General features: G+C 60.9%; 17 protein-coding genes. 9 read left to right on the forward strand and 8 right to left on the reverse strand.

Annotation, left to right across the window (positions count from 1 at the left end; translation table 11 throughout):
* Positions 1-486: 486 nt before the first annotated feature.
* Positions 487-7626, reverse strand: coding sequence for a retention module-containing protein (locus LOY28_RS22185; protein WP_258612548.1), 7140 nt, complete (start codon positions 7624-7626; stop codon positions 487-489).
* 591 nt (positions 7627-8217) lie between these two features.
* Between LOY28_RS22185 and LOY28_RS22190 the strand changes: the two genes are divergently transcribed.
* The 3 genes from LOY28_RS22190 to LOY28_RS22200 are packed head-to-tail and all read left to right on the forward strand — an operon-like array spanning position 8218 to position 13139.
* Positions 8218-9576: a TolC family outer membrane protein gene (locus tag LOY28_RS22190; protein WP_258612549.1), complete on the forward strand. Its 1359-nt coding sequence runs from the start codon at positions 8218-8220 to the stop codon at positions 9574-9576.
* 26 nt (positions 9577-9602) lie between these two features.
* A complete protein-coding gene (locus LOY28_RS22195; protein WP_258612550.1) occupies positions 9603-11762 on the forward strand; it encodes a type I secretion system permease/ATPase in 2160 nt (719 codons plus the stop codon).
* Positions 11763-11771: 9 nt separating this feature from the next.
* A complete protein-coding gene (locus LOY28_RS22200) occupies positions 11772-13139 on the forward strand; it encodes an HlyD family type I secretion periplasmic adaptor subunit (protein ID WP_258612551.1) in 1368 nt (455 codons plus the stop codon).
* Positions 13140-13293: 154 nt separating this feature from the next.
* On the opposite strand, the gene LOY28_RS22205 is transcribed toward LOY28_RS22200, so the two are convergent.
* Together LOY28_RS22205 and LOY28_RS22210 are read right to left on the reverse strand one after the other, a co-directional pair.
* The gene (locus LOY28_RS22205) at positions 13294-13887 is read right to left on the reverse strand and encodes a tRNA-uridine aminocarboxypropyltransferase (protein ID WP_258612552.1); all 594 of its coding nucleotides are present in this window, start codon (positions 13885-13887) and stop codon (positions 13294-13296) included.
* Positions 13888-13891: 4 nt separating this feature from the next.
* Positions 13892-14785: a LysR family transcriptional regulator gene (locus LOY28_RS22210; RefSeq protein WP_007938472.1), complete on the reverse strand. Its 894-nt coding sequence runs from the start codon at positions 14783-14785 to the stop codon at positions 13892-13894.
* Positions 14786-15175: 390 nt separating this feature from the next.
* Here LOY28_RS22210 and speB point away from each other — a divergent pair, with 390 nt between their 5' ends.
* From speB to LOY28_RS22235, 5 genes are all read left to right on the forward strand, one after another.
* Complete coding sequence (speB, locus tag LOY28_RS22215) at positions 15176-16126, forward strand: agmatinase (RefSeq protein WP_007942156.1); 951 nt, start codon at positions 15176-15178, stop codon at positions 16124-16126.
* Positions 16127-16135: 9 nt separating this feature from the next.
* Positions 16136-16558, forward strand: a complete 423-nt coding sequence (locus LOY28_RS22220) for a nuclear transport factor 2 family protein (protein ID WP_019580765.1) — start codon at positions 16136-16138, stop codon at positions 16556-16558.
* A 54-nt stretch (positions 16559-16612) separates the two neighbouring features.
* Positions 16613-18124 carry a cytosine permease gene (locus tag LOY28_RS22225; protein ID WP_096479691.1) on the forward strand — a complete coding sequence of 504 codons (1512 nt, stop codon included), beginning with the start codon at positions 16613-16615 and terminating at the stop codon, positions 18122-18124.
* A 232-nt stretch (positions 18125-18356) separates the two neighbouring features.
* Entirely contained in the window at positions 18357-19736 is a 1380-nt protein-coding gene (locus LOY28_RS22230) for a sodium:solute symporter (protein ID WP_258612553.1), read from the forward strand.
* Between the two features lie 246 nt (positions 19737-19982).
* Positions 19983-20234: a phosphopantetheine-containing protein gene (locus LOY28_RS22235; protein WP_026345692.1), complete on the forward strand. Its 252-nt coding sequence runs from the start codon at positions 19983-19985 to the stop codon at positions 20232-20234.
* 186 nt (positions 20235-20420) lie between these two features.
* Here LOY28_RS22235 and LOY28_RS22240 read toward each other — a convergent pair whose 3' ends face one another.
* Together LOY28_RS22240 and ptrR are read right to left on the reverse strand one after the other, a co-directional pair.
* Positions 20421-20549: a PA1414 family protein gene (locus tag LOY28_RS22240; protein WP_007914492.1), complete on the reverse strand. Its 129-nt coding sequence runs from the start codon at positions 20547-20549 to the stop codon at positions 20421-20423.
* Positions 20550-20689: 140 nt separating this feature from the next.
* Complete coding sequence (gene ptrR, locus LOY28_RS22245; protein ID WP_258612554.1) at positions 20690-21583, reverse strand: putrescine utilization regulator PtrR; 894 nt, start codon at positions 21581-21583, stop codon at positions 20690-20692.
* A 104-nt stretch (positions 21584-21687) separates the two neighbouring features.
* On the opposite strand from ptrR, the gene LOY28_RS22250 reads away from it, so the two are divergent.
* Positions 21688-22878, forward strand: a complete 1191-nt coding sequence (locus tag LOY28_RS22250) for an MFS transporter (protein WP_258612555.1) — start codon at positions 21688-21690, stop codon at positions 22876-22878.
* On the opposite strand, the gene LOY28_RS22255 is transcribed toward LOY28_RS22250, so the two are convergent.
* The 3 genes from LOY28_RS22255 to LOY28_RS22265 form a co-directional block, all read right to left on the reverse strand.
* Positions 22814-23746 (reverse strand): DMT family transporter, encoded by a 933-nt coding sequence (locus LOY28_RS22255; RefSeq protein ID WP_028939950.1) that lies wholly within the window; start codon positions 23744-23746, stop codon positions 22814-22816. The genes LOY28_RS22250 and LOY28_RS22255 overlap by 65 nt on opposite strands.
* 165 nt (positions 23747-23911) lie before the next feature.
* Positions 23912-25357 (reverse strand): NCS1 family nucleobase:cation symporter-1, encoded by a 1446-nt coding sequence (locus LOY28_RS22260; protein WP_258612556.1) that lies wholly within the window; start codon positions 25355-25357, stop codon positions 23912-23914.
* Positions 25358-25691: 334 nt separating this feature from the next.
* On the reverse strand, positions 25692-26528 hold the full coding sequence (locus LOY28_RS22265) for a S1 RNA-binding domain-containing protein (RefSeq protein ID WP_007942143.1): 837 nt from the start codon (positions 26526-26528) through the stop codon (positions 25692-25694).
* Between the last annotated feature and the right edge of the window lie 18 nt (positions 26529-26546).

Here is a 26546-nt window from a genome sequence, read left to right on the forward strand (position 1 = left end):
TTCTATTGTTTCCCGGTCGCTGACAAATCAGCGATCGGGTTTAGCGACCCGAACCTTTGTAGGCGCAACAGCGCTCCAAACTCTCTTGCAGATTGTTCATGTCTGCGATTGATGTCATGGCGGCTGTGCGCGGGAGACCTTCGGGTCTGCCGGGCGCCTACACCCGGTTCGCTAACCTGCGTGCAGCCGCCACCCTTACCTGTTTAGCGACAGGTCTTGGTGGCTCCATTTCCTGTAGGAGTTTCACCATGTTCAAAATCACACCCAACCCACCCGAAACCGACGACGTTTCCCCTTACGAAACCCCGGACTCCAAAAAACTCAACGAAGCCGCCGAGCGCCCTCGATTACTACCTCAAACCGTCCGACCCCAAGCCCCCTCGCCACATGAGGTGTATCCGGGCACAGGGCCGGTAGATAAATCCGCAACCAACAAAAAACCCGCCATCCCCTTTCACCGGGAATGGCGGGTTTTGTCGTTTCAGATCACACGGTATCCACCTTCAACGAATGGTCGTTCAACATGCCGTTGATAATGGTCGCGGTATCGTGACCGCCGGCAATCACACCATTCGCTCCGGGGGTGACGCCGTAGTGGCTGGCCAGGTTCACACCGGCCAGGTCGATGGTCTGGCTCGGCGTGGCGCCGGCCATGGCGCTGATGTCGATGCTGGTGACCAGGGTCGAGCCGCTGCCGGTGACTTTGAAGTGCAGGTAGTCATCCAGCGATGCCGCGGTGCCGTTCTCGCCTTGCAGCAGTTGCGACAGGTCGAGTTTGTCGGTGCCCGGGGTGAAGTCGGTGATGACGTCGTGGCCGCTGTTGCCTTTAAGCCACTGGAAGGTGTCGGCGCCGCTGCCGCCGGTGAGGGTGTTGTCGCCCAGGCCGCCGATCAGGAAGTCGTCGCCGCCCCCGCCGTTGAGCACATCGTTACCCAGACCGCCGTTGATGATGTTGCCGTTGTTGTCGCCCGTGAGGCTGTCGTTGAAGTTCGAGCCCGTGAGGTTTTCGATGCCGGTCAGGGTGTCGGTGCCTGCGCCAACGGTGTTTTGCGCGGTGAGCAGGCTGAGGTCGACAGTGACGCCGGCGGTGGCATGGGCGTAGCTCGCGGTGTCGTTGCCGGTGCCGCCGTCGAGCCAATCGTTGCCCGGCCCGCTGAACAGCAGATCGTTGCCGGCGCCGCCATGCATCTCGTTATTGCCTGAACCTGCGGTGAGCACGTCGTTGCCGTCACCCGCATTGATAATGTTGTTGCCGGTGCCCGCGATCAACACGTCATCGCCCGAGGTGCCGGTCAGTGTATGGCCGGCCTGATAGGTGATGTCGACTGCCGCGCTGTCGCTGCCGCCGTGGTTGTCGCTGGCGGTGTAGGTGCCGTGGAAGTCTGGCGTGGAGTCCTGGGCTCCGGCGTAGTTGACGGTCATGGTCAGTTGATAGTTTTCCGCCCCCTTCCCGCTGTTGCCAGGTCCCCCGTCGTCAATGTTGGTGATGTGGATCTGGTACGTGCCGTCCGCCGTGGCGGTGATGGTCTGGCCATCGGCGAGAGCCATGTAAGCGCCGCCATTGACCGAGTACTCCATGGTGATGTGGCCGGCCGTCAGGTTGTGATCCAGGTTGAGGGTCTCGCCCTGTTTGAGGTTGACGGTGATGCGGTCCTCATCGTTGGTATTGTTGGTGCTGACCGCCCCCAAGGCCCCGCTGACCACCAGCATGGCGGTCATGGCGGCAGCGTTGGCGACGAATGCACTGCGGGCGATAGTCACGGCCTGGACGTTATTGCCGGTGAAACTGAAGCTCGAGTTGGTGCCGGTAAAGTCCGCCCCCTTGGCCGTCCAACCCGTGTTGAAGGTAGTCGGCGATGCCGTGAGCGCATCACCGTTGGGGTCGGTGTCGTTGGCCAATAGCAGCTCGCCCGGCACCACGATACCGCCCGACAGCACGTTGGTGATGATGTGATCATCGACTGCCACCGGTGGCGAATTCGGAATCACGTTGACTGTCAGGGTCGAACTGGTGAGGTCGCCGTCGTTGTCGCTGGCGGTGAAGCCGATGTTTTCGGTGATCTGCACGGCCGTGGTTTTCTGCGAGGTGTAGGTGTACTCGCCGGTGTCGAGGTTCACCAGCAGCGTGCCGCTGTTGTTGGTGGCGATGCTCAGGGTGTTGTCGACGGTGTTGAAGGTGCCGTGGTTGGCGCCGCCGCTGAAGTTCAGCGAACCCTGATTGCTGTTGGCTTTCGGGTCGTAGGTATAGGTGGTGCCGTCGACCGTGAGGGTTTTGATGAAACCGCCATCGGCGCCAAATGTACCGCCCTCGCCCAGCAACGAACCGGTGACCGGCGCACCTTGCACGGTGCCCGAAAGTACCGAGTTGAGTTGGTTGAGGTCGGTCACCACCACAGCGTTGGTGTCGGTGTGCGTGCTGCCGTCATAGGCCACGGGATCGAGGCTGGCGTTATTGACGCCGCTGCCCAGGCCGATGGCGTAGTTCTTGATGCCATTGGCGTCGAGGAAGGCTTTGAGCGCGATCTCGTCCGCAGTGCCGATGTCGCCTTCGTTGGGTTTGCCATCGGAGAAGAAGTAGCCGACGTTCTGCGCCCCGATGAGTTTGCCCGAGGTGTCGAATGCGGTTTCCATGGTTGCCACGGCCGCGTCGTAGTTGGTGCCGCCACCTGCCGTCAGCGTAGCGATGATCGACTTGGCCGTCGCCACATCGACCCAGATCGACGTCTGGTCGGTGGCGCTGCTGCTGAAGGTGACGATCTGTACCTTCACGTCACCCAGATTGTCGTACTTGTCGAGCAGCGCGCTGATCGCCTGCTTGGCCAGGTCCAGCCGCGACAGGCCCGATACGCCGGAGGGGTCGTCCATGCTCCCGGATACATCGATCACCAGCATCAGGTTGGAGTCGATCTGCACCGCCGGCACCGAACGGTCCGAGGCGACGGCGTGAGGCACGTCATCGACGATGCTGACCACAAGGGTGCCGGTGGTGCTGTTGCCGATGGCATCGGTGGCTTGGTAGGTGAAGCTTTCGTTCAGGGTGTTCGCGCCGTCGTTGGCGTTGGGCGAAGTTTTCGGCGCCGAGGTCAAAGTGTACGTGTAGGAACCGTCGGGATTGAGCAGGATCTGCCCGTAGGTGCCGGTGGCGCTGCCGACCAGGGTGTAGGTGATCGCACCCGTGGCGCCAGAGACCGAGCCTGCCAACGTACCTGAGCCGGTTTCACCGGTGTTGCCGGGCTCGCTGCCGGTGACGCTGCCCGCCGCCAGGTCCTGGCCGTCCTTGGTCAGATCCAACGCTTTTTCGTAGACGGTCACATCGGTATCGGTGGCGGCTACGAGGCAGTTGTTGGAGACGTCAACAGTGATCGTGGCGGTGCTTTCATCGCCGTCGGCATCGCGCACGGTGTAGGTGAAGGTGTCCGTGGCGCCCGCTTCGCCGACCGAATTCGGGTTGCTGTGGTACACCGCATTGCCGCTGGCATCCAGGGTCAAGTAGCCGTAAGTGCCGTTGATTTGCGTGTTCAAGCCGCCGATGGCCGAAGTCGAGGTGTCGCTGCCGGCACGCACGCCGACCACTGCCCCACCCAAGGCCGGGCCATCAGCGCCGAGCACATCGTTGTCCAGCACATTGCCGCTGACCGTGCCGCCCTCCACCACCGAAACCGAATCGCAATGGGCCGTCGGCACGTCATCGACGATGTTGATCACGATGGTACTGGTGACGCTGTTGCCCACAGAGTCGGTGGCCTGGTAGGTGAAGCTCTCGCTCAGGGTGTTCGGTCCGTCGTTGGCGTGCGGCGTGGAGGTGGGTGCCGAGGTCAGGGTGTAGGTGTAGGAGCCGTCCGGGTTGAGCAGGATTTGCCCATAGGTGCCGGTGGCGCTGCCGACCAGGGCGTAAGTGATTGCACCCGTGGCGCCAGTGATTGAACCGACTAATGTGCCGGAGGCGGTTTCACCGGTGTTGTCAGGCTCGCTGCCGATGACAGTGCCCGCCGCCAGGTCCTGGCCGTCCTTGGTCAGATCCAACGCCTTTTCGTAAACGGTCACGTCGTTATCGGGGGCCACCACGAGGGAACAGTTGGAGATGTCGATGGTGATGGTCGTGGTGCTTTCATCGCCGTCGCCATCGCGCACGGTGTAGGTGAACACGTCCGTGGCGCCCGGTTCACCGACCGAGTTCGGATTGCTGTGGTACACGGCGTTGCCGTTGGCATCCAGGGTGAGATAGCCGTAGGTGCCGTTGATGTGCGTATTCAAACCACCGATAGCCGAAGTCGAGGTATCGCCGCCGGCGCGCACGCCAACCACCGCGCCACCCAAGGCCGGGCCGTCAGCACCGAGCACATCATTGCCCAACACATTGCCGCTGACCGTGCCGCCTTCCGCCACTGAGACGACATCGGCATGAGCGGTTGGCACGTCATCGACGATGTTGATCACGATGCTGCCGGTGACGCTGTTGCCCAGAGAATCGGTGGCCTGATAGGTGAAGCTTTCGCTCAGGGTGTTCGGCCCGTCGTTGGCGTGAGGTGTAGTCGCGGGAGGCGAGGTCAGAGTGTAAGTGTAGCTGCCGTCCGGATTGAGCAGGATTTGCCCGTAGGTTCCGTTGGCGCTGCCGACCAGGCTGTACGTGATGGTGTCGCTGGTGCCGGTGACTGAACCCACCAGCGTGCCGGAGGCGGTTTCGCCGGTGTTGCCAGGCTCGCTGCCGATGACCGTGCCCGCCGCCAGGTCCTGCCCGTCCTTGGTCAGGTCCAGCGCTTTTTCATTAACCGTCACGTCGGTGTCGGTGGCAGCTACGAGAGTGCAGTTGGCCACGTCGATGGTAATGGTGGTGGTGCTTTCATCACCGTCGGCATCGCGCACGGTGTAAGTGAACACGTCGGTCGCACCAGGGCCGTTCACGGCATTTGGATTGCTGTGATAGACCGCATCGCCGTTGGCATCCAGGGTCAGGTAGCCATAGGTGCCGTTGATTTGACTGTTCAAGCCACCGATGGCTGAAGTCGAGGTGTCGCTGCCGGCGCGCACGCCGACCACCGCGCCGCCGAGGGCCGGTCCGTCGGCGCCGCCGATGTCGTTGCCCAGCACGTTGCCCGAGACCGTCGCACCTTCGGCCACTGAGGCGTGATCCGGGTTGGCGGTGGGCAAGTCATCGACGATGTTGACGTTGATCTGGCCCAACGCCGTGCTGCCGTCGACGTCAGTGGCGACGACGTTGAGGTTCTCGGTGATGCTGTTGGTGCCGTTGGCGTTCGGGTGGGTTTCGTTATCCACCAGGGTATAGCTGTAGCTGACCACGCCGGTCGCGCTGTCGTAACCGGTGACGGTCAGCGTGCTGCCAAGCGGAGTGACGATCGACTGCGGGACGCCTGCGGCCACGCCACCGGTGACCACCGCGATGCCGCCCACCGTCAGGGTTTGCAAACCGTCGAGCGCGGTGACGGTGAAGGTGCCGCTCTGGGTCAGCGCCGGTGTGTTGGGGCTGCTGCCGTCGCTGAGGTTTTTTTCGTAGACGGTCAGTTCGCCGCCGTTGACGTTCAGGCCATCGAGCGTCACCAGGTCGTCGTTGTTATGGATGTTCAGCACCAGCGTCGCGGTGCTGGTATCGCCATCGGCATCGGTAAGGGTGTAGACGAAATTTTCGGTGCCGTTGCCACCGCCGTGCAAGGCTTTGAAATCGGCATCGTTGGTGTTCAGGGTGTAGGTGTACGTGCCGTTGGCATTGAGTACCAAGGTGCCGAACGTCCCGGTGAAGGTGCCGCCGATGATCGGCCCGCTGTCAGGGCCGATGGCAATACGGTCGGCGCCCTGGACGTCGTTGGGCAGCACGCTGCCGGTGAGGGTCAGCAGGGTTTCCGATGCCGTATTGGCGTTGCTGTCATCTACGGCATGAGGCAGGTCATCGACGATATTCACATCAAGACTGCCAGTCGCGGTGGTGCCGTTGTCGTCCACCACGGTGACCGCAAACTGCTCGGAGAGACTGTTGGCGCCGTTGGCATTCGGATGCATTTCGTTGTCGACGAGGGTGTAGCTGTAGCTGACCACGCCGGTCGCATTGTCGTACCCGGTGATGGTCAGCGTGTTGCCGAGTGGCGTGACAATGGCATGCGGGAAGCCTGTGATCAGGTCACCGGAAACCACCACGATGCCGCCCACCGTCAGGGTTTGCACACCGTCCAGCGCAGTAATGGTGAATGTGCCGCTCTGGGTCAGCGCCGATGCATCAGGGTTGCTGCCGTCGCTGAGGTTTTTCTCGTTGACGGTCAGCTCGCCACCTTCGGCATTCAGGCCATTGAGCGTCACCAGGTCGTCGTTGTTATGGATGTTCAGCACCAGCGTCGCGGTGCTGGTATCGCCATCGGAATCGGTAAGGGTGTAGACGAAATTTTCGGTGCCGTTGCCACCGCCGTGCAGGGCTTTGAAATCGGCGTCGCTGGTGTTCAGGGTGTAGGTGTACGTGCCGTTGGCGTTCAACACCAGGGTACCGAACGTCCCGGTGAAAGTACCGCCGATGATCGGCCCGCTGTCGGGGCCGGTGGCAATGCGGTCGGCGCCCTGGACGTCGTTGGGCAGCACGCTGCCGGTCAGGGTCAGCAGGGTTTCCGACGCGGTATGGGCGTTGCTGTCGTCGATGGCCTTGGGCACATCGTCGGTGATATTGACGTCCAGCGAACCGGTGGCGGTATCGCCGTTGCTGTCGTTCGCAACCACAGTGAATTGTTCACTGAGATTGTTGGTGCCATCACCGGCGGAATGGGTTTCGTTGCCGACCAGGGTGTAGCTGTAACTGACCACGCCGGTGGCCGGGTTGTAGCCGGTGATCGTCAGGGTGTTGCCCAGTTGAGTGGTGATCGACTGCGGAAAACCGATGGGCACCCCGCCACTGATCACGCTGATCCCGCCGATGCTCAGGCTGCTCAGCCCGTCGGGCGCAGACACGGTGAACGTGCTGTGCTGAGTCAGCGCCCCCGGGTTGCTGGCCGACCCGTCCGCCAGGTTGGCTTCATTAAGGGTCAGTTCACCGCCCGCCACCGACAGGCCGGTGAGGGTGACCGGGTGATTCGGCACGTTCGCGGCAAACGGCGTAACGATGCCTTTATCGCCGTTGTCCGGCGCAGCGTCCCGGCGTTCCAGGGGGAATTCGGGAATACCGTTGAAGCCGGCGGTGGGGAAACCAATCGTGGGATCGACCCGCCCGCCCACTTCCTCCAACAGCACAAAACTGTGGCCACCACCCAGCGCACCACCGGGCGCGCCCGTTGCGCCCGGTCCGGCGGCGGTGGCCTCAGCGGTCTGGGTCGGGTCGGCACCGGCGGCAATGGCTTTTTGCAGTTGCTCGACATCGGTCAGTTGCGCCTGGCTCGGCGTTACCGCATCAGTGGTCTCCACATGCGGCACCTGGTGCGCCAGTAACTGGGCATTCATTTGCAGGCTGCTGTCACGCCCCAGCGTCAGCTCCTGGCCATTTTGCATATGCACCGCCACCGCCCCTTCAGCCCCGGTGACCAGCTGCTCGCCGGCAAACAGCCGATCGCCCTCGATCAGTGCCCGTCGAGTGCCATCACCCGCCACTGCATACACCTGACCGATGACCTTACTGACGATACCGATGAGCGTTGCCATGTGCATTCCTCCGCTGCCAACTGCTGTCGGCATCCTGTTTGCGCGAAGAAACGTGCTCATGGTTCAAGCAGGTTGCCCGAGACCCGCGTGCCGGAAAGCGTTTACCTGAAGTAAACCGCTGCCTCCCGACACTCTCGCCAGGCGTGTCGCTCGCGAGGGGGGTGTCTTGGGATCGGGATAAAACCCTCTGCAATCAATGGCATCGGGACCCACTTCCAAAACGACCGGCCTGCAAACGCATGCGTAACGGTTCTGAATCACTCGAGTGACAAAAAAATGTCGCCTCTAAACCGTCTCGCTCTCCTCCCCTCCAGCACTTCTTCGCCCTGTGTCGAAAAGTGAATGGAACTTTCCAAAACCCTGTTGATGTTCCAGAAAGCCAATAAAACAAAGGCTTTCGCATTGAACAATGTGCTGGATTTTTCAGGCCGCATAAGTTTTTTTTGGCATAGCCCTTATGAAAAATTTTTCTTAGCTACGCTTCAGGATGTTCTTAGCTCTGTTGTTACAGGCATGAAACGGTTTCATCTAAAAATATCGTCAAAAAAATGGCGACCGCTAAGCACCATCAGGAATCAGGGAGATGCACCCATGCGCGTTTTAACCCCCCTTTGCAGTGCGATTCTGCTGGCCATGGCCTGCGCTTCTCAGGCTCAGGCGATGTCATTGACCGAGGCGATCCAGAGCACCATTGCGACCCACCCGGAACTGGCGTCTCGGGTCGATGCCCGGCTCTCGGCCGACGAGCAGATTAAAGTCGCTAAAGGGGGCTTTTATCCATCGGTGGATTTGAACGCCGCCTATGGGCGCGGCTACAGCGATAACACCACCACCCGGTCGCGGGGCAATCACAACACCGAAATCCTCACCTACACCCAGTCGGAACTGCGCCTGCGGCAAATGCTGTTTGATGGTTTCAACACCGCCAACGAGGTCGCGCGCACCAAGGGCGTGTCCAACTCGCGGGCCTATTACGCTCAAGGCACCGCCCAGGACCTGGCCCTGCGCACCATCGAGGTGTACCTCGAAGTGCTCAAGCGCCGCGAACTGGTGACCCTGGCCAAGAACAATCTGCAAGCGCACATGCGGGTCAACGATCAGATCGGCCTGCGTACCCAGCGTGGGATCGGCAGCAACGCCGACGCCGACCAGTCCACCGCTCGCCGGGCACTGGCGCAAAACAACCTCGACACCGCCGAAGTCGATCTGGCCGATGCCGAAGCGAATTTCTACAGCGTCGTGGGGCGCATGCCCGATGAACTCGAAGCGCCGCCGTCGACCCGTGGCGAACTGCCCGCCACCCTGCCCGAAGCCCAGCAGAGCATGGTGGAAAACAACCCGTACCTGAAATCCGCCCAGGCTGACGTGCAATCGGCCGAGAGCCAGTACGAAGTCGCCAAGTCGCCGTTCTACCCACGCTTCGACGCCGAAGCGGCAGTGGGCGCCAACAACAATGTGCAGGGCGATCAAGGCCACGACAACGAATGGCGAGTGGGCGTGGTGATGAACTACAACCTGTTCCGTGGCGGCAGCGACAAGGCCCGGCTGGCCTCCGATGCGCATCAGATCAACCAGGCGATGGACATCCGCAACAACGCATTGCGCCAGCTCAACGAGAACATCCACCTGGCCTGGAACGCCATGCAGAACGCCAAGAAACAAACCCCGACCGCCCGTGAATACGCCGAAACCACCACCCGTGTACGGGCGGCGTATCAGGATCAGTTCGGTCTCGGCCAACGGACTCTGCTCGACTTGCTCGACAGTGAAAACGAGCTCTACAACGCCAACCGCCGCTACACCGAAGTGCGCTACACCGAGGAGTTCTCGATGTACCGCGTGCTGGCGAACATGGGCCAGTTGTTGAGCAAGCAACGGGTGGTGCTGCCCGCCGATGCGATCGCCGCCACCGAAGTGAAAAACGAAGCGCGCTTGCCTGAACTCAGATGAAGTAACGCCGTGTAGGAGCGATCAATGTGACCAGCATGGAAACCGGCAACACGGGTGTCGATCCGCGTCTTAGTTTCGATGATCCGCTTCTGGACGGCCTGTTGATTCTCTGCAAACTCCACGGCGCGACGGTCAGTCGTGCCAGCCTGAGTGCCGGGCTGCCAATGGCACACCAACGCTTGAGCCTGGACCTGCTGCCGCGCGCAGCGGCCCGGGCCAGTTTGCAGGCGCGGGTGCTGCGCCGTGAACTGGCGGATATTTCTGCGCTCAACCTGCCGGTGATGCTGATCCTCAACCATGGCCGCTGCGCGGTCTTGCGCCGTTGGGGCGACAATGGTCAGGCGCTGATTCTGCCCAGCGAAGCCGACGGCGGAGAACAGTGGGTCAGTACGGACGAGCTGGCCGCCAACTACAGCGGCCAGGCCTTGTTCGCCCGGCCACGGCATGAACTCGAAGACTTGCGCGCGCCGCTGGTGCCGCGGGTCGAGGCGTGGTTTCGCGACACGCTGAAGCTGTCGAAATGGCTGTACAGCGATGCGATTCTGGCAAGTTTCCTGATCAACCTGCTGGGCCTGATGGTGCCGCTGTTCGTGATGCAGACCTACGACCGGGTGGTGCCGAACCAGGCCACTTCAACCTTGTGGGTGCTGTCGATCGGCCTGCTGATCGGCACCGGTTTTGAGTTGGTGCTGCGGGTGGTTCGTGCGCACTTGCTGGACACTGCCGGGAAGAAAACCGACGTGATTCTTTCAGCGACCCTGTTCGAACGCATCACCGGCATGGCGATGAAAGCGCGACCCGCGACCATCGGTGGTTTCGCCCAGAGCATTCATGACTTCCAGGGCCTGCGGGAGTTTCTCACCGCCGTCACGCTGACCAGCCTGATCGACATGCCCTTCGCTGTGCTGATGCTGGTAGTCATCGGCCTGCTCGGCGGCTGGCTGGTGGTGATTCCACTGCTGGCCTTCCCCATCACGATCCTCTTCGCCATGGTGATTCAGGCGCGCCTGCGCGACACCGTGCAGAAGAGTCTGAGCCTCGGTGCCGAACGCCAGGCTCTGCTGATCGAAACCCTCGGTGGCCTGGAAACCCTCAAGGCCTGCAGCGCTGAAAGCGAGCGCCAGCACAAATGGGAAAGCACCCACGGCGCCCTCACCCGCCTCGACAGCCATGCGCGCAACCTCTCCGCGCTGGCCACCAACGGCACGCTGTTCATTCAGCAGTTTTCCGGCATGGCGACCATCGTCGCCGGGGTCTATAGCATCATCGCCGGCAACCTCAGCGTCGGTGCGCTGGTGGCAAGCTACATGCTCGGCAGCCGCGTGCTCGCGCCGCTGGGGCAGATCGCCGGGTTGATTACCCGTTACCAGCAAGCGCAACTGACCATGAAAAGCACCGATTCGCTGATGTCGTTGCCGCAAGAGCGCGACGCCAGGCAGCGGCCACTGGAGCGCACGCAACTGCAAGGCGCCCTGGACGTCTGCGGCGTAACGTTCCACTACAACGGCCAGAACGCGCCGGCCCTGGCCAACGTCAGCTTCAGCATGAAACCGGGCGAGCGGATCGGCATCATCGGCCGTAGCGGCTCGGGCAAAAGCACCTTGGCGCGGCTGGTGATGGGTTTCTACGCGCCGGAAGAAGGCCAGTTGCTGCTCGATGGCCTGGACCTGCGGCAACTGGACGTCGCCGACCTGCGTCAACAGATCGGCTACGTCGCCCACGACCTGCCCTTGTTGGCCGGCAGCCTGCGCGACAACCTGACCCTCGGCGCCCGTTATGTCAGCGATGCCCGGATGCTTGAAGTCGCTGAGCTGACCGGCGTGACTGAACTGGCGCGTCAGCATCCACAAGGGTTTGATCGGCCAGTGGGCGAGCGCGGTCAATTGCTGTCGGGTGGGCAACGGCAAGCGGTGTTGCTGGCGCGGGCCTTGTTGCTCGATCCGCCAATCATGCTGCTCGACGAACCGACCAGCGCCATGGACAACAGCAGCGAAGACCTTCTGCGGCAGAAACTCCACGGCTGGGTCCAGGGCAAAACAGTGCTGTTGGTCACCCACCGCAGTTCGATGCTCAGCCTGGTGGATCGGCTGGTGGTGCTGGACAACGGGCGGATCGTCGCCGACGGCCCGAAAGAAGCGGTGATCGATGCATTGCGCAAGGGCCGTGTCGGCTCTGCGACGGTTTAGGAGCGCCCCATGGCCCGTTCATCATCCGACACAGCGCAAGACCGAAGCTACTTCGGCAGTTTCAGCAAAAGTGCCGAGAGCGAGTTCATGCCGGAAACCGCCGGCGCCTCGTTGCAGGATTCACCGCGCTGGTCGCGGATCACCGTGTGGCTGGCGGCGGCGCTGCTGATCAGCGCGCTGGTCTGGGCCAAATTCGCCGTGTTGCAGGAAGTCACCATGGGCGAAGGCAAGGCGATTCCGTCGAGCAAGATACAGGTGATCCAGAACCTGGAAGGCGGCATCGTCACCGAGATTTTCGTTCGCGAAGGGCAAATGGTGAACAAGGGCGACACCTTGCTGCGCCTGGATGACACGCGATTCCTGTCGAATAAGGGCGAAAGCGAAGCGGACCGCTATGCCTTGATCGCGCAGGTCGAACGATTGTCTGCCGAAGCGGAAAGCCGGCCGTTCAAGCTGTCCCCGGAAGTCATCGCCAAGGCGCCGCAAGTGGCCGAGGACGAACGCTCGCTGTATGAACAACGCCAGCGCCGACTGGCCAGCGAACAACGCACGCTGACTGAACAACTTCGGCAAAAAACCCAGGAGCTGGCGGAGTTCCGTTCCAAACAGGGGCAGTTCAGTTCCAGCCTGGCGCTGCTGCAACAAGAGATGAACATGTCGGCGCCGCTGGTGGGCACCGGGGCGGTGTCGCCGGTGGAAATCCTGCGGCTCAAACGCAGCGCGGTGGAAATCCGCGGCTCGTTGAACGCCACGACCCTGGCAATTCCCCGGGCGGAATCGGCGATCAACGAGATCAAAAGCAAGATCGACGAGTCCGAACAATCCTTCCGCTCGGACGCGGCGAAGGAGCTGAATGAAAAACGCACCGACCTGTCGAAAATCACCGCCACGAGCATTGCCATCGACGACCGTGTAACGCGCACCACCGTGGTGTCACCGGTTCACGGCATCATCAAAGTGCTGAAGGTTAATACCATCGGCGGCGTGGTCCAGCCGGGCAGCGACATGGTGGAAATCGTGCCCGTGGAGGACAACCTGCTGATCGAAGCCAAGGTCCGCCCTCAAGACGTGGCGTTCCTGCACCCGGGCCAAAAAGCCATGGTCAAGTTCAGCGCTTATGACTACACGATTTATGGTGGGTTGAGTGCCAGGCTTGAGTTGATCGGGGCGGACACCATCACCGATGACAAGGGCAACAGTTTCTATCTGATTCAGGTCAGGACCGACAAAAATCACTTGGGCGGGGATGTGAAACCGCTGCTGATCATTCCGGGGATGGTGGCGACGGTGGACATTATTACCGGTGAGAAAAGCGTGCTGGATTACCTGCTTAAACCGGTGTTGAAGGCACGGACCGAGGCGATGCGCGAACGCTAAGTCTCACGCTGTCCCTGTGGCGAGGGGGCTTGCCCCCGTTGGGTCGCGAAGCGGCCCCAAAACCATTCAACCCGGTTGTAACAGGTAAACCACGTTAGTCGGTTTTACGACTGCTTCGCAGCCGAACGGGGGCAAGCCCCCTCGCCACAGGGAATCATTGGCCGTGATTCTTCTGATAGGTCTCCTCCCCCATCGCCGCAATCTGCCCCTCGATCAACGCCTCGAACGGTTTTAATAACAGCTCGAAACTGCTCGGTGATTCGAGGGTCTGCAACGCCTGCACAATCGCCTCCACCGTCGACAACGCCCCAGGCCCAGGTGCCTTGCGCAAGCGATAACGCGACACCCCGCCCTCGGCCAGGGTCACTCTGGGCAACGCCGCCAGCAATGGATTGAGGTGCAGCATCTTGCGCGCCTTGCGCCACGTGCCGTCCGGAACCACCAGCAGCAGCGGCTTATCACTCGCGGTGTACGCCTGCATCGGCTGAGCATCTTCACCGGGAAACAACAGCCGCGCCTGATAACCCGGCTGATTCAACAACGCCGGCAAATCCTCGAACACCTCGCCCACGATCAACTCGGCATTCTTCAGTCCCAACGCAGCCAATCGTGCAGTGTTCAATGCATGGTTCACTTCACTCGGATGCTGCAACAGCAACACCCGCGTGCGGCTATCCAGGCTTGGGATCAGTGGGCACAGACAATGGGTTTGCGGACGCAGGCAGCGCGGGCACTGGATTCTGGACATTTTCTTAAGCCTGATTGAGCTGTGCTTTGAGCAAATCACGGAAGGTCTGGATCAGCGGCTCGCGGCTACGGCCACGGCGCACGATCATCGAGAATGGTGCCTGATAACCGAACGTCGCCGGCAGCAGCACGCGCAAATCCCCCTTGTCGGCCCAGGCCTGGGCGTAGTGCTCCGGCAGGTAACCGATGTAGGCGCCGGACAGCACCAGAATCAATTGGGCCTCCATACTTTCCACGGTCGCCGCGCTGTGCTTGAAACCATGACGCGCCAGTTCGGCCTGGCTCCAATAGCCTCGACCGACCATGCGTTGCTGGGTGATGACCTGCTCGGGGATGCGCCGCTCGTTGAACAGCGGATGACGACTGCTGCAATACAACCAGTGCTGCTCGCGGTAGAGCGGCATGTAGACCAGACCGCTCATGCGCGTGGAAAAGGCACCGATGGCCAGGTCGAGGCGGTTGTCCTGCACGCCGAGTTGCAGTTCGTAAGGGCTCATGACCGAGAGATGCAAATGCACCGCCGGGTGTTCCTGGCTGTAGGCACCGATGGCTTCGGCGAATGGCAAGGCCTTGTCGCTGACGGTGGAATCGATCACCCCCAGGTTCAACGTGCCGCGCAATTCGCCTTTGAGGGCGGCGGCGTATTGTTCGAAACCTTCGAGTTCGGCCAACAGACGCAGGGTTTCCTGATGAAACAGCTCGCCCTTGCTGGTCAGGCTGAAACCGCCGCGACCGCGATGGCACAGCACCAGGCCGAGGGCCGCTTCGAGCTGGCTCATATAAGTGCTGATGGCCGACGTCGAGAGATTGAGCTCGTGCTGGGCGTTGGCGAACCCCTGATGGCGGACCACGCTGACGAAGATGCGCAATAGTTTCAGGTCGGGTAAAGCGTTGGCCATGGGGGGCTCCATTGCAAGGTAGTGCATGTTGCTTTTGTGGCGAGGGAGCTTTTGTGGCGAGGGGGCTTGCCCCCGTTGGGTTGCGCAGCAGCCCCAAAACCATTCACCCCGGTGCAATCAGACAGACCGAGTTGGCAGGTTTACGACTGCTGCGCAGCCGAACGGGGGCAAGCCCCCTCGCCACAGTGATCTCCCTCGCCACAAGGGTTCGGTGCATGGTGGGGAGTCTATCTTCCCGCCCGCCATTAGTTTAGAAAAATCTGAACTAAGTATTTGCCTGTAGCGATTCTTCCCGGCCACTGCATTTCGCAGAATCGGCCCACAGCGGAACCCGTCTCTCCCCGAGCGGCTTACCTGCATAAATAAAACAACGACGATGAGGCCTTACCCGTGGACAAGATTCTTCACCAACCACTGGGCGGCAATGAAATGCCGCGTTTCGGCGGCATCGCCACCATGCTGCGACTCCCCCATTTGCCATCCGCTGCCGGCCTGGACGCTGCCTTTATCGGCATCCCGCTGGACATCGGCACATCCCTGCGCCCCGGCACCCGCTTCGGGCCGCGTGAAATCCGCGCTGAATCGGTGATGATCCGTCCGTACAACATGGCCACCGGCGCTGCGCCGTTCGACTCGCTGTCGGTTGCCGACATCGGTGACGTGGCGATCAACACCTTCAACCTGCTGGACGCCGTGCGGATCATCGAAGAGGCCTACGACAATATCCTCGAACACGATGTGATCCCCCTGACGCTGGGCGGCGACCACACCATCACCCTGCCAATCCTGCGTGCCATCCATAAAAAGCACGGCAAGGTCGGCCTGGTGCACATCGACGCTCACGCCGACGTGAACGATCACATGTTCGGCGAGAAAATCGCCCACGGCACCACCTTCCGTCGCGCAGTAGAAGAAGGCCTTCTGGATTGCGACCGCGTAGTGCAAATTGGCCTGCGGGCTCAGGGCTACACCGCTGATGACTTCAACTGGAGCCGCAATCAAGGCTTCCGTGTGGTTCAGGCCGAAGAGTGCTGGCACAAATCCCTGGCGCCGCTGATGGCTGAAGTTCGCGAGAAAGTCGGCGACGGTCCGGTGTACCTGAGTTTCGATATCGACGGCATCGATCCGGCTTGGGCACCTGGCACCGGCACCCCGGAAATCGGCGGTCTGACGACCATTCAGGCGATTGAAATCGTGCGCGGCTGCCAAGGCCTCGACCTGGTCGGCTGCGATTTGGTAGAAGTCTCGCCTGCGTACGACACCACCGGCAACACCTCGCTGCTGGGCGCCAACCTGTTGTACGAAATGCTCTGCGTACTGCCAGGCGTGGTCCATCGCTGAGGATCGGTCATGAACGAACGTGATCAGGTACTCAATGCCGCCGCCGAACTGGTGTCGGCCTTTGCCCGAAACGATCGCGAAGCCTACTTCGGCGCATTCAGCATCGACGCCAGCTTCGTGTTCTACACCCTCGAGCAGCCCCTGCTGTCGCGCGATGCCTACCAGGCGTTGTGGGACAGCTGGCGTGCCGAGGACGGCTTCGAGGTGCTGTCGTGCACCTCGAGCAACGCCTTCGTCAGCCTGCAGGGTGACGTGGCGATTTTCATCCATGACGTAGCCACCGAGCTGCGCATGCAAGGGGAGCAACACTTCAGCCAGGAACGCGAGACGATTGTTTTCAAGAAACAGGCGTCTGGCCAAGAACAACAAGGCCTATGGCTGGCCTGCCACGAACATTTGTCCGCAATGCCGGAAGGGCTGCCAACCCCTTAGCCAAACAGGTGACGCTCACGCACGATGAGCGCGCCTTTATGATCGGAGCAGATCATGAATAACAACAACAAAGACCAAAGCCTTACGCACATTGAAACCTACGGGGTCGAGCAGATCCCGGACAACGAACGCACCGCAGGCCCGACGGACTTGTTCCGGATGATCTTCGGCGGTTCCAACACCTTCGCCACCGCCGTGCTCGGCAGTTTCCCGGTACTGTTCGGCCTGTCTTTTCAGGCGGGCGTCTGGGCGATTGTGCTGGGCGTGTTGCTGGGCTCGCTGATCCTCGCGCCGATGGGCCTGTTCGGCCCACTCAATGGCACCAACAACGCCGTGTCGTCCGGTGCGCACTTCGGCGTGCACGGGCGGATCGTCGGTTCGTTCCTGTCGCTGTTGACCGCTATCGCCTTCTTCTCGCTCTCGGTATGGAGTTCGGGTGATGCGTTGATCGGTGGTGCGAAACGCCTGATCGGCCTGCCGGAAACCGACCTGACCCTGGGCCTGGCCTACGGTCTGTTCGCGATCCTGGTGCTGACAGTGTGCATCTACGGCTTCCGCTTCCTGCTGTGGGTCAACAAGATCGCCGTGTGGAGCGCCAGCCTGCTGTTCCTGCTGGGCGTCTTCGCCTTCGCCGGTCCTTTCGATGTGAACTACGCCGGCAGCGTCAGCCTCGGTCAACCGGGTTTCTGGGCGGCTTTCATCGGCGCTGCGCTGGTGGCGATGAGTAACCCGATTTCCTTTGGGGCGTTCCTCGGTGACTGGTCGCGCTACATCCCGCGTGACACCTCCAAGCGCCGGATCATGGCTGCCGTGGTGATCTCGCAGATCGCGACCTTCATCCCGTTCCTGTTCGGCCTCGCCACCGCCACCATCGTGGCGATCAAGGCACCGGACTACATCGCGGCCAACAACTACGTCGGCGGCCTGCTGGCGGTATCGCCGAGCTGGTTCTTCCTGCCGGTGTGCCTGATTGCGGTGATCGGCGGCATGTCCACCGGCACCACGTCGCTGTATGGCACCGGGCTGGACATGTCCAGCGTCTTTCCACGGGTCCTGTCGCGGGTTAAAGCGACGCTGCTGATCGGTGTGATGTCGATTGCCTTCATCTTCATCGGGCGCTTTGCGGCGAACCTGGTGCAGAGCGTGTCGACCTTCGCCGTGCTGATCATCACCTGCACCACTCCATGGATGGTGATCATGATCATCGGCCTGCTGGTACGTCGCGGCTTCTACTGCCCGGATGACCTGCAAGTGTTCACCCGTGGCGAAAAAGGTGGCCGCTACTGGTTCACCCATGGCTGGAACTGGCGTGGCCTGGGCGCCTGGATCCCGAGTGCCGCGGTCGGTTTGTGCTTCGTGAACCTGCCGGGGCAGTTTGTCGGGCCGCTCGGAGATCTGGCTGGCGGGATCGACATCAGCCTGCCGGTAACCCTCGGCCTGGCCTCGCTGGTGTACCTGACGCTGCTGAGCCTGTTCCCGGAATCGGCTGCGGTGTTCGGCCCCAACGATGCACGCAGCAAGGGCACGGATTCGCTCGGTAAACCGGCGATGCGACAAGCCGCCTGATTCAACTCGCAGAAATTGTGTCGAGGAGCTTTTGTGGCGAGGGGGCTTGCCCCCGTTCGACTGCGCAGCAGTCGCAATACAAACAACCGGTTCTGACTGAAGAACCGCGCTATCAGGTTTTGGGGCCGCTTCGCGACCCAACGGGGGCAAGCCCCCTCGCCACAATTAAGTGTTCCATCGCATCACTGCTATTCAGCCTCACCATAAAAAAGACAATCGGAGACACGCCATCATGGCTTTGGATTTATTCGTCGTACTCATCTACGCCGCCGCGATGCTGATGCTCGGCTATTACGGCATGCGCAAGGCCAAGACCAACGAAGACTTTTTGGTCGCCGGTCGCAACCTCGGCCCGAGCATGTACATGGGCACCATGGCCGCCACCGTTCTGGGCGGCGCGTCCACCGTCGGCACCGTGCGCCTGGGCTACGTCCATGGCATCTCCGGTTTCTGGCTGTGCGCGGCACTCGGCTGCGGGATCGTGGCGCTGAACCTGTTCCTCGCCAAACCGCTGCTGAAACTGAAAATCTATACCGTTACCCAAGTGCTGGAAAAACGCTACAACCCGATGGCCCGCTCCGCGAGCGCGGTGATCATGCTGGCGTATGCGCTGATGATCGGCGTAGTTTCGATCCTGGCAATCGGCACCGTGCTGCAAGTGCTGTTCGGCCTGCCGTTCTGGGTCTCGGTATTGCTCGGCGGTGGCGTGGTTGTGATCTACTCTGCGATCGGCGGCATGTGGTCCCTGACCTTGACCGACATCGTCCAGTTCGTGATCAAGACCGTCGGCCTGATGTTCATCCTGTTGCCGATCTGCCTGTACCGCGTTGGCGGCTGGGATGAATTGGTGTTGAAACTGCCGGCCACTGCCTTCAGCTTCACCACGATTGGCTGGGACACCATCATCACCTACTTCATGATCTACTTCTTCGGGATCCTGATCGGCCAAGACATCTGGCAGCGTGTGTTCACCGTCAAGAGCGCCAAAGTGGCTCAGGTCGCCGGTACCTTCGCAGGCTTCTACTGCATCCTTTACGGCCTGGCCTGCGCCCTGATCGGCATGGCCGCTCACGTGCTGATCCCGGACCTGGACAACGTCAACAACGCTTTCGCCGCCATCGTCAAACTGTCCCTGCCGGACGGTATCCGTGGTCTGGTGATCGCCGCGGCCCTGGCGGCCATGATGTCCACCGCCAGCGCCGGCCTGCTCGCCGCTGCCACCACACTGACCGAAGACCTGCTGCCGAAACTGCGTGGAGGCAAACAGTCGAGCCTGGGCATGAACCGCCTGTTCACCCTGTTGACCGGCATCGTCGTACTCGGCATCGCTCTGGTCGTACATGACGTGATCAGCGCGCTGACCCTGGCTTACAACCTGTTGGTGGGCGGCATGCTGATCCCGCTGATCGGCGCGATCTTCTGGAAACGCGCAACCACCGCCGGCGCCATCGCCAGCATGGGCCTGGGCTTTGCCACTGCGCTGTTGTTCATGATCAAGGACGGTATGGACGCCAATACTCCGATCTACTACAGCCTCGGCGTGGGCCTGGTGAGTTTCGTGGTGGTCAGCCTTCTGTCCCGTCGCCCGGTCGTAGTGGCGAGCGCTGCCTAAGATTTCTATAACGACCTGATGCTTTCTTCGGCGGGTGTGGCGTCGGTTGCCACACCCGTTTTTTTTCGCCTGAAGGAATTTGCCCATGAAGATCGTCAGCCGCGATCAGTGGTTCAAGATCGAACGCATTTCGGTAGCCTTCCGGAGAGTATCTGCGCTCATGATTGACGAGTGGCAGCGCCGACACGCCTGAAGCCTGCTGTACTCAGCGTCAGGGACCTCATAACGTTCTCGAAGAAGGACCTCATGACAAGAGCCGCCGTTCGTGCCGCCGTGCATCGTCGCATCCGCCGCCTGCTGGAAAACCAGGATGACTTCGACGACAACACCAACCTGATGCAGTTGGGCTTGGACAAAGAGGATATTGAAGAGCTGATCTTCCGCCTGGAGGATCAGTTGGGGTTGACGGCGTTTACCGCCGAAGAAGACCGGATTCTCAAGACTGCCAGGACGGCGAATGACTTGACCCGGTTTTTGATTGAGATTGGGCGGTATTGAAACGGATTGCTAAATACATCCGATGGGCCGAACGAACCTCTGTGGCGAGGGAGCTTGCTCCCGCTCGATTGCGCAGCGATCGCAAGCTGCACTCGCGCTCAAGCTGACCCACCTGAGTGGCGATGAATGGGGCCGCTGCGCGCCCCAGCGGGAGCAAGCTCCCTCGCCACAGGTGATTTGCCAGACTTACCGACGGCGCTGCTGGCGGCGACGTTGTTCGTCATCAGTGCGAATTGGCACCGGTTGCAGAGGCGGTTCAATCAAACCGAGTGCGACACCCAGGTCATGCAGCCAGTTTTGGATTTTCTCTTTCATGATGCCCCCCTTCAGGGTCGTGCCGAGCGGCCGAAGTTCTGTAGCCCCTTCGCACTGATAATAGTCCGAAGTCCTACGCAATGCTCGCTCAAGATCGCAATGATCTGTTACTGAATTGATCCAAATCCTTGGACGTTAGTTCAAGAAATTGACTGGGCCTGGACCATGGTCGACGGATACACCGCCTGCTGCTGCTCGATCCATGCATTCAGGTTGGCCCCGACCATGCCTTTGCGCCACATCAGCCAGGTGGTCGCGCTGGCAAACGGCTCGGCCAACGGGTGCACCGCCACGCTTTCACGCCCCGGCAGACTGGCGAGCATCGACTCCGACATCAGCGCCACGCCAGAGCCGGCAATCACGCAGGCCAGCATTCCCGGATAAGACTCGATCTCCATGGCTCGGCCCATGGCCGCATGGTGATGGGCAAACCAGGCTTCCAGGCGCATCCGGTAGGAGCAGCCCTGGCGAAACGTGAACACCGAACGCCCTTCGACATCCAGCGCACTGCGCACCGGCGGATGATCGGCCTCGCTGATCAACACCAGCCGTTCGTCGCACAACGGCACGCCGTCGAGCCCGGCCAGTTCCAGCGGGCCGTCCACCAGCGCCGCATCGAGGCGCCCGGTGAGCAACCCTTCGAGCAGTTCACCGCTGGGGCCCGACTGCACTTGCAGGTTCACCGCCGGGTAGCGGCGGTGATAACGCGCCAACAGCTCTGGCAAGTGAATCGCGGCGGTGCTGTACATGGTGCCCAGTACGAAATCCCCGGCCGGTTGCCCGCCCTGCACCGCCGCGTGAGCTTCGTCATGCAAGGCGAACAGCTTGGTGGTGTAGTCCAGCAGGACTTTTCCCGCAGGTGATAACTGCAAACGCTGACGCTCGCGTACGAACAGTTCGACACCCAGTTGCTCTTCGAGCTGTTTAAGCCGGGTCGACAGGTTGGAGGGCACGCGATGCAGGCGTTCGGCGGCTCGCGTAATGGAGCCCTCTTCCGCCACCGCTTGGAAGATCCGCAATTGGCTGAATTCCACGCCATTCTCCAAATCAGAACAAGTTTCTCACTATTATTCATTTTTAAAGAAAGTCAATCAGTCCTAGCCTGACGGTCATTGATCCTCGAAACGGAACTCAGACCATGTCCCCGCTGATTCGCTTAACCGCCAGCTTTGTCGCCCTGATGATGGCCATGGGCATCGGGCGTTTCGCCCTCACCCCACAACTGCCGCACTTGCTCAGCGAAGGTCAGATCGACCTGACTGCCGCTGGTCTGATTGCTGCCGCCAACTACCTTGGTTACTTCGCCGGCGCGGTGGATGCGATGTTCGCCCGTCGCCCCGATCAGGTTCGCAGGCGCCTGCTCGGCGGTTTGTGGTTGTGTGTATTGCTGACCCTGGCCTCGTTCTGGGCCAACGGGTTCTGGGCGCATCTGGCGCTGCGTTTCGGCACGGGCGTGGCCAGTGCCTGGGTGCTGGTGATGATTACCGCGTTGAGCCAACCGCTGGCAGCGGCGGCCGGTCGTCCGCGACTCGGCGCCTTGGTGTTTGCCGGACCGGGTCTGGGGATTTTTCTGACAGGGTTGTTGGCCTTGGGCTCGAACCTGCTGGGGCAAACGTCCGCGACATTGTGGTTGGTGTATGCCGCTGTCGGGCTGGTGATGCTGCTGGCGATTCTGCCGTTCCTGCCGCAGCCGGCCGCCACTTCAACGGAGACACCGCTTGCCACCAAGTCGGCCGCCCAAGGCGTCGGACGCTTACCGGTAATCTATGGGTTGTACGGTCTGGGCTACATCATCCCGGCCACTTTCCTCTCACAAATGGCCAGCGCGCAGTTCCATGGGCAATGGCAAGCCGATCTGTTCTGGCCGTGCTTTGGTCTGGCGGCGGCGGTCGGGGTCGTGTTGGTGAGCCTGCGTCGGCACAACCCGAACGCAACTCGTCATTGGCTGATGGCGACGCTATGGCTACAGGCCGCCGGGGTGTTTGCTTGCCTGTTGGGCAGCGGTGCCGGACTGGCGCTGGGGGTGATCCTGTGTGGCGGGCCATTCCTGGCCTGCATGCAACTGGTGATGCAGCGCTCCCGGGAACTGGCGCCCCACGCCACCCAGCGCAATGCCGGGCTGCTGACCGCGTGCTTCGCCGTGGGTCAGCTCAGCGGGCCGTTGCTAGCCGCGTTGAGCAGCCATTTCAGCGGTGGCTTGCAACCCGCGCTGGTGATCGCCGGCGGCGGTTTTATCATTGCCGCAGGCTTGTTGCTGCGCCCGATCAGGGTTGCCCAAGTGCTTTGCGCAAACGACGGCGCACCCACTGCTCTGCGCTCACAAAAGTGATCCCGAGCAAAACCAGTACCGCGCCGATCACAAAGTTCAGGCTCAGCTCTTCACCCAGCAGCACCACGCCGAACGTGACGCCGAACAGCGGCGTCATGAACGAAAACACCGCGAGGTTCGCCGCCAGGTAACGGCGCAGTAGCCAGAACCACGTCAGATAACTGAAGAACGACACCACCAATCCCTGAAACAGCACGCTGGCCACCGCCACCGTGGTCAGGCTGACATGGGTGACCTGACCACTGAGGATCGCGATCAGCAGCAGGCCGACGAAGCCGACGATCAGTTGATAAAACAGCGTCAGGGTCACCGGCGCTTCCGACAGACGCGAGGCGCGCACCACTACAGTGGTCGCGCCCCACGACGCGCCGGCCAGCACACCCAGGGCATCGCCCATCAACATGCGGTGGTCAAGATTGTCCCAGGACACACCACCGGCAAACGCAATGGCAATGCCAATGAACGCCAGAAAAATCCCCAGCCACTGCACCGGTCTTAAACGCTCACTCGGCAGCAACCAATGCACGCCCAACGCGGTAAAGATCGGCGCGGTGTAGAGAAATACCGACATATGCGCCGCCGTGGTCAGTTGCAGACCTTCGGCAATGAAGAAGAACTCCAGGCCAAACAACGCGCCGGCCAGCAAGCCGCCGCGCCAGGTAGTCCCGACCTGATCCCAACCGCCCTTCCAGCAGATCAATAATCCTACAAGCAACGCGGAAATACCCGACCGCCCCGCCGCCTGCATGACCGGCGCGATGTCGGGCGCCGCCCATTTGATCATCACCTGTTGCACACCCCAGATCAGGCACAGCCCGACCATCACTTGCAGGGCAAACCCGTCGGCGCTACGCCGGGTGGCGCTCACCGGAACACCTCGACAACACAATCCATGGCAGTGACTCGACAGTAAAAGCAAAGCCCCGGCCTTCCTGCTGAACAGAGGGTGCCGGGGCGAAAAATTATGCTGTCGATTATTAACCAGATGGACAGAAAAAGGTGTCTGCAAAAGACCTTTAAATCGCCACGTACGTCATCCAGCGATGACCAGCGCCGCCGATTGCTGTGCCTGCTTGCGCCTGGCCAGTGCGAAGTACAGGACGCCTCCGAGGAAGCAACCAGTGAACCAGGCGAAATTGGCCATCGGCTGCAACACCGGGATGAAAGTGATCGCAACGCCCATCAGGGTGGCAGGAATCAACGCCTTGACCGCCGTCCAGTTGATCCCGCCGCTGTAGTAATAACGCCCGCTCGGGCCGTCATTGAACAGCGCATCGACGTCGATCTGCTGCTTTTTGATCAGGTAGTAATCCACCAGCAGAATCCCGAACAGCGGGCCGATGAACGCCGCCAGCACGTCGAGGGTGTAGTGAATCACTTCGGGGTTGTTGAATAGGTTCCACGGGGTGATGAAGATCGACGCCATGGCGGCGATCATGCCACCCGCACGCCAACTGATTTTGCTTGGGGCGACGTTGGCGAAGTCGAATGCCGGGGACACGAAGTTGGCGACGATGTTGATGCCGATGGTCGCGGTGACGAAGGCAAAGGCGCCGAGCAGCACCGCCACGCTGTTGTCGATGCGCGCCACGGTGGCGATCGGGTCGTGAAGCATTTCACCGAACACTGGCAAGGTGCCGGAAACGATCACCACGGTCACCAGCGAGAACGCCAGAAAGTTTACCGGCAGCCCCCAGAAATTGCCGCGACGCACGTCATTCATGCTGCGGCAGTAGCGACTAAAATCGCCGAAGTTCAGGGTCGGACCGGAAAAGTACGACACCACCAACGCCGTTGCCACGATCACCTGGCCGAAGGCTTCCCAGCCAGACAGGGATTTCTCCGCCAGGGTGAAGCTGATGTTGCTCCAGCCGGCCTGCCAGACGATCCAGCCGGCGAGCAGGAACATCACGCCGTACACCACGGGGCCGGCCCAGTCGATGAAGCGGCGGATCGACTCCATGCCGGTCCAGAACACCAGCGCCTGGACGAACCACAGGCTGAGGAAACCGAACCAGCCGAGATAGGACAAACCGGCAAAGTGCGGTTCGGCGTAGGTCGCCATCGAAGGAAAAAACCGCAGCACGACGATGATGAGTGCACTGGACGCCAGGTACGTTTGAATCCCGTACCAGGCCACCGCAATCAGGCCGCGAATAACCGCAGGAATATTCGCCCCGAACACCCCGAACGCCAGTCGGCAGATCACCGGGTAAGGCACTGCGGCTTGCTGACTCGGCTTGGCCACCAGGTTGGCGATCAACTGCACGATGCAAATCCCGCCGAGCAAGGCAATCAACACCTGCCAACTGGCCAGCCCAAGCGCAAACAGGCTGGCGGCGAACACATAGCCGCCGACGCTGTGCACGTCGCTCATCCAGAAGGCAAAGATGTTGTACCAATTCCATGTCTGCGGCAGTGGCCCCAGGTCCTGGTTATACAGGCGCGGGCTGTAGCCATTGGGCAATTGTTCGGTCATCGCGGGGCTCCTCGAAAGTACAGGCGCGGCCCCCGAGATTGATGCGGCGACCACACTGCGTACGGGAGCCGGCATGGTTTGTATACGAGTTACTACGCAGAATGCGTGCCATACGATCTAAAGGTGTGACAAATCTGGCTTTCGACCCTGTTCAGAGCACAGCCTTCAAGACGTAGAGGGGGTTATAACGCCCACGAACAGGGCGTCCACGCCTACAAACGGTGCAGGGTGTTATGTATACAAAGAGATGGGTGACTGCTGCGCAGAAGGCTACCGTAGGCTGGATCCTTTTTTGATCACAACCTGCGGTAGCGCCTACCGGGGCCGGTGCAGGTCAGCTGAGTTCGATACGATCAGCGTGAATGACGATCTGGCCGTTCTTGTACAACGCACCGATGGCCTTTTTGAAGTTGCCCTTGCTGACGCCGAACATACTGCTGATCAGTGTCGGGTCGCTCTTGTCGCTGACTGGCAGGGTGCCGTTGTTGTCGCGCAACTTGGCGAGAATCTTCGAGTTCAGACTGGTGGCAGCGGCTTCGCCCACCGGCTGCAGGCTCAAGCTGATCTTGCCGTCGGCACGGACTTCTTTGATAAAGCCCTTCTCTTCTTTACCGGCGCGCATGAACTTGAAGATTTCGTTCTTGTGGATCAAGCCCCAGTGCTTGTTGTTGATGATTGCCTTGAAGCCCATATCGGTCGCTTCGGCTACCAGCAAATCAACTTCCTGGCCCGGGGTGTAGTTGGCCGGGGTCTTGTCCAGATAACGGTCCAGACGTGCCGTCGCGGTGATGCGCCGGGTGTGTTTGTCGAGGTAGACGTGCACCACGACATACTCGCCGGCAGTCATCTGGCGCTTTTCTTCGGAATACGGCAGCAGCAGATCCTTCGGCAACCCCCAATCCAGGAACACGCCGATGCTGTTGACTTCAACGACTTTCAAACTGGCGAATTCACCGACCTGAACTTTCGGCTTTTCGGTGGTGGCGATAAGTTTGTCATCGCTGTCCAGATAAATAAAAACGTTGAGCCAATCTTCATCTTCGCTGGGAATATCTTTGGGAATATAACGATTAGGCAGAAGGATTTCGCCATCCGCGCCACCGTCCAGATATAAACCGAAGTTAGTGTGTTTAACCACTTGCAAACTGTTGTAACGCCCGACTAAAGCCATGTCCAATACCCTCATTGC

Source organism: Pseudomonas sp. B21-017, from assembly GCF_024749245.1.
Lineage (GTDB): Bacteria > Pseudomonadota > Gammaproteobacteria > Pseudomonadales > Pseudomonadaceae > Aquipseudomonas.

Excerpts from the sequence above, each read along its gene's own strand:
- LOY28_RS22205 (WP_258612552.1), bottom strand. The coding sequence starts at position 13,887 with ATGTCCAGAATCCAGTGCCCGCGCTGCCTGCGTCCGCAAACCCATTGT.
- LOY28_RS22260 (WP_258612556.1), bottom strand. The coding sequence starts at position 25,357 with ATGACCGAACAATTGCCCAATGGCTACAGCCCGCGCCTGTATAACCAG.
- LOY28_RS22185 (WP_258612548.1), bottom strand. The coding sequence starts at position 7,626 with ATGGCAACGCTCATCGGTATCGTCAGTAAGGTCATCGGTCAGGTGTAT.
- LOY28_RS22220 (WP_019580765.1), top strand. The coding sequence starts at position 16,136 with ATGAACGAACGTGATCAGGTACTCAATGCCGCCGCCGAACTGGTGTCG.
- LOY28_RS22240 (WP_007914492.1), bottom strand. The coding sequence starts at position 20,549 with ATGAAAGAGAAAATCCAAAACTGGCTGCATGACCTGGGTGTCGCACTC.
- LOY28_RS22250 (WP_258612555.1), top strand. The coding sequence starts at position 21,688 with ATGTCCCCGCTGATTCGCTTAACCGCCAGCTTTGTCGCCCTGATGATG.
- LOY28_RS22210 (WP_007938472.1), bottom strand. The coding sequence starts at position 14,785 with ATGGCCAACGCTTTACCCGACCTGAAACTATTGCGCATCTTCGTCAGC.
- LOY28_RS22235 (WP_026345692.1), top strand. The coding sequence starts at position 19,983 with ATGACAAGAGCCGCCGTTCGTGCCGCCGTGCATCGTCGCATCCGCCGC.
- LOY28_RS22230 (WP_258612553.1), top strand. The coding sequence starts at position 18,357 with ATGGCTTTGGATTTATTCGTCGTACTCATCTACGCCGCCGCGATGCTG.
- LOY28_RS22265 (WP_007942143.1), bottom strand. The coding sequence starts at position 26,528 with ATGGCTTTAGTCGGGCGTTACAACAGTTTGCAAGTGGTTAAACACACT.
- LOY28_RS22200 (WP_258612551.1), top strand. The coding sequence starts at position 11,772 with ATGGCCCGTTCATCATCCGACACAGCGCAAGACCGAAGCTACTTCGGC.
- LOY28_RS22225 (WP_096479691.1), top strand. The coding sequence starts at position 16,613 with ATGAATAACAACAACAAAGACCAAAGCCTTACGCACATTGAAACCTAC.
- LOY28_RS22190 (WP_258612549.1), top strand. The coding sequence starts at position 8,218 with ATGCGCGTTTTAACCCCCCTTTGCAGTGCGATTCTGCTGGCCATGGCC.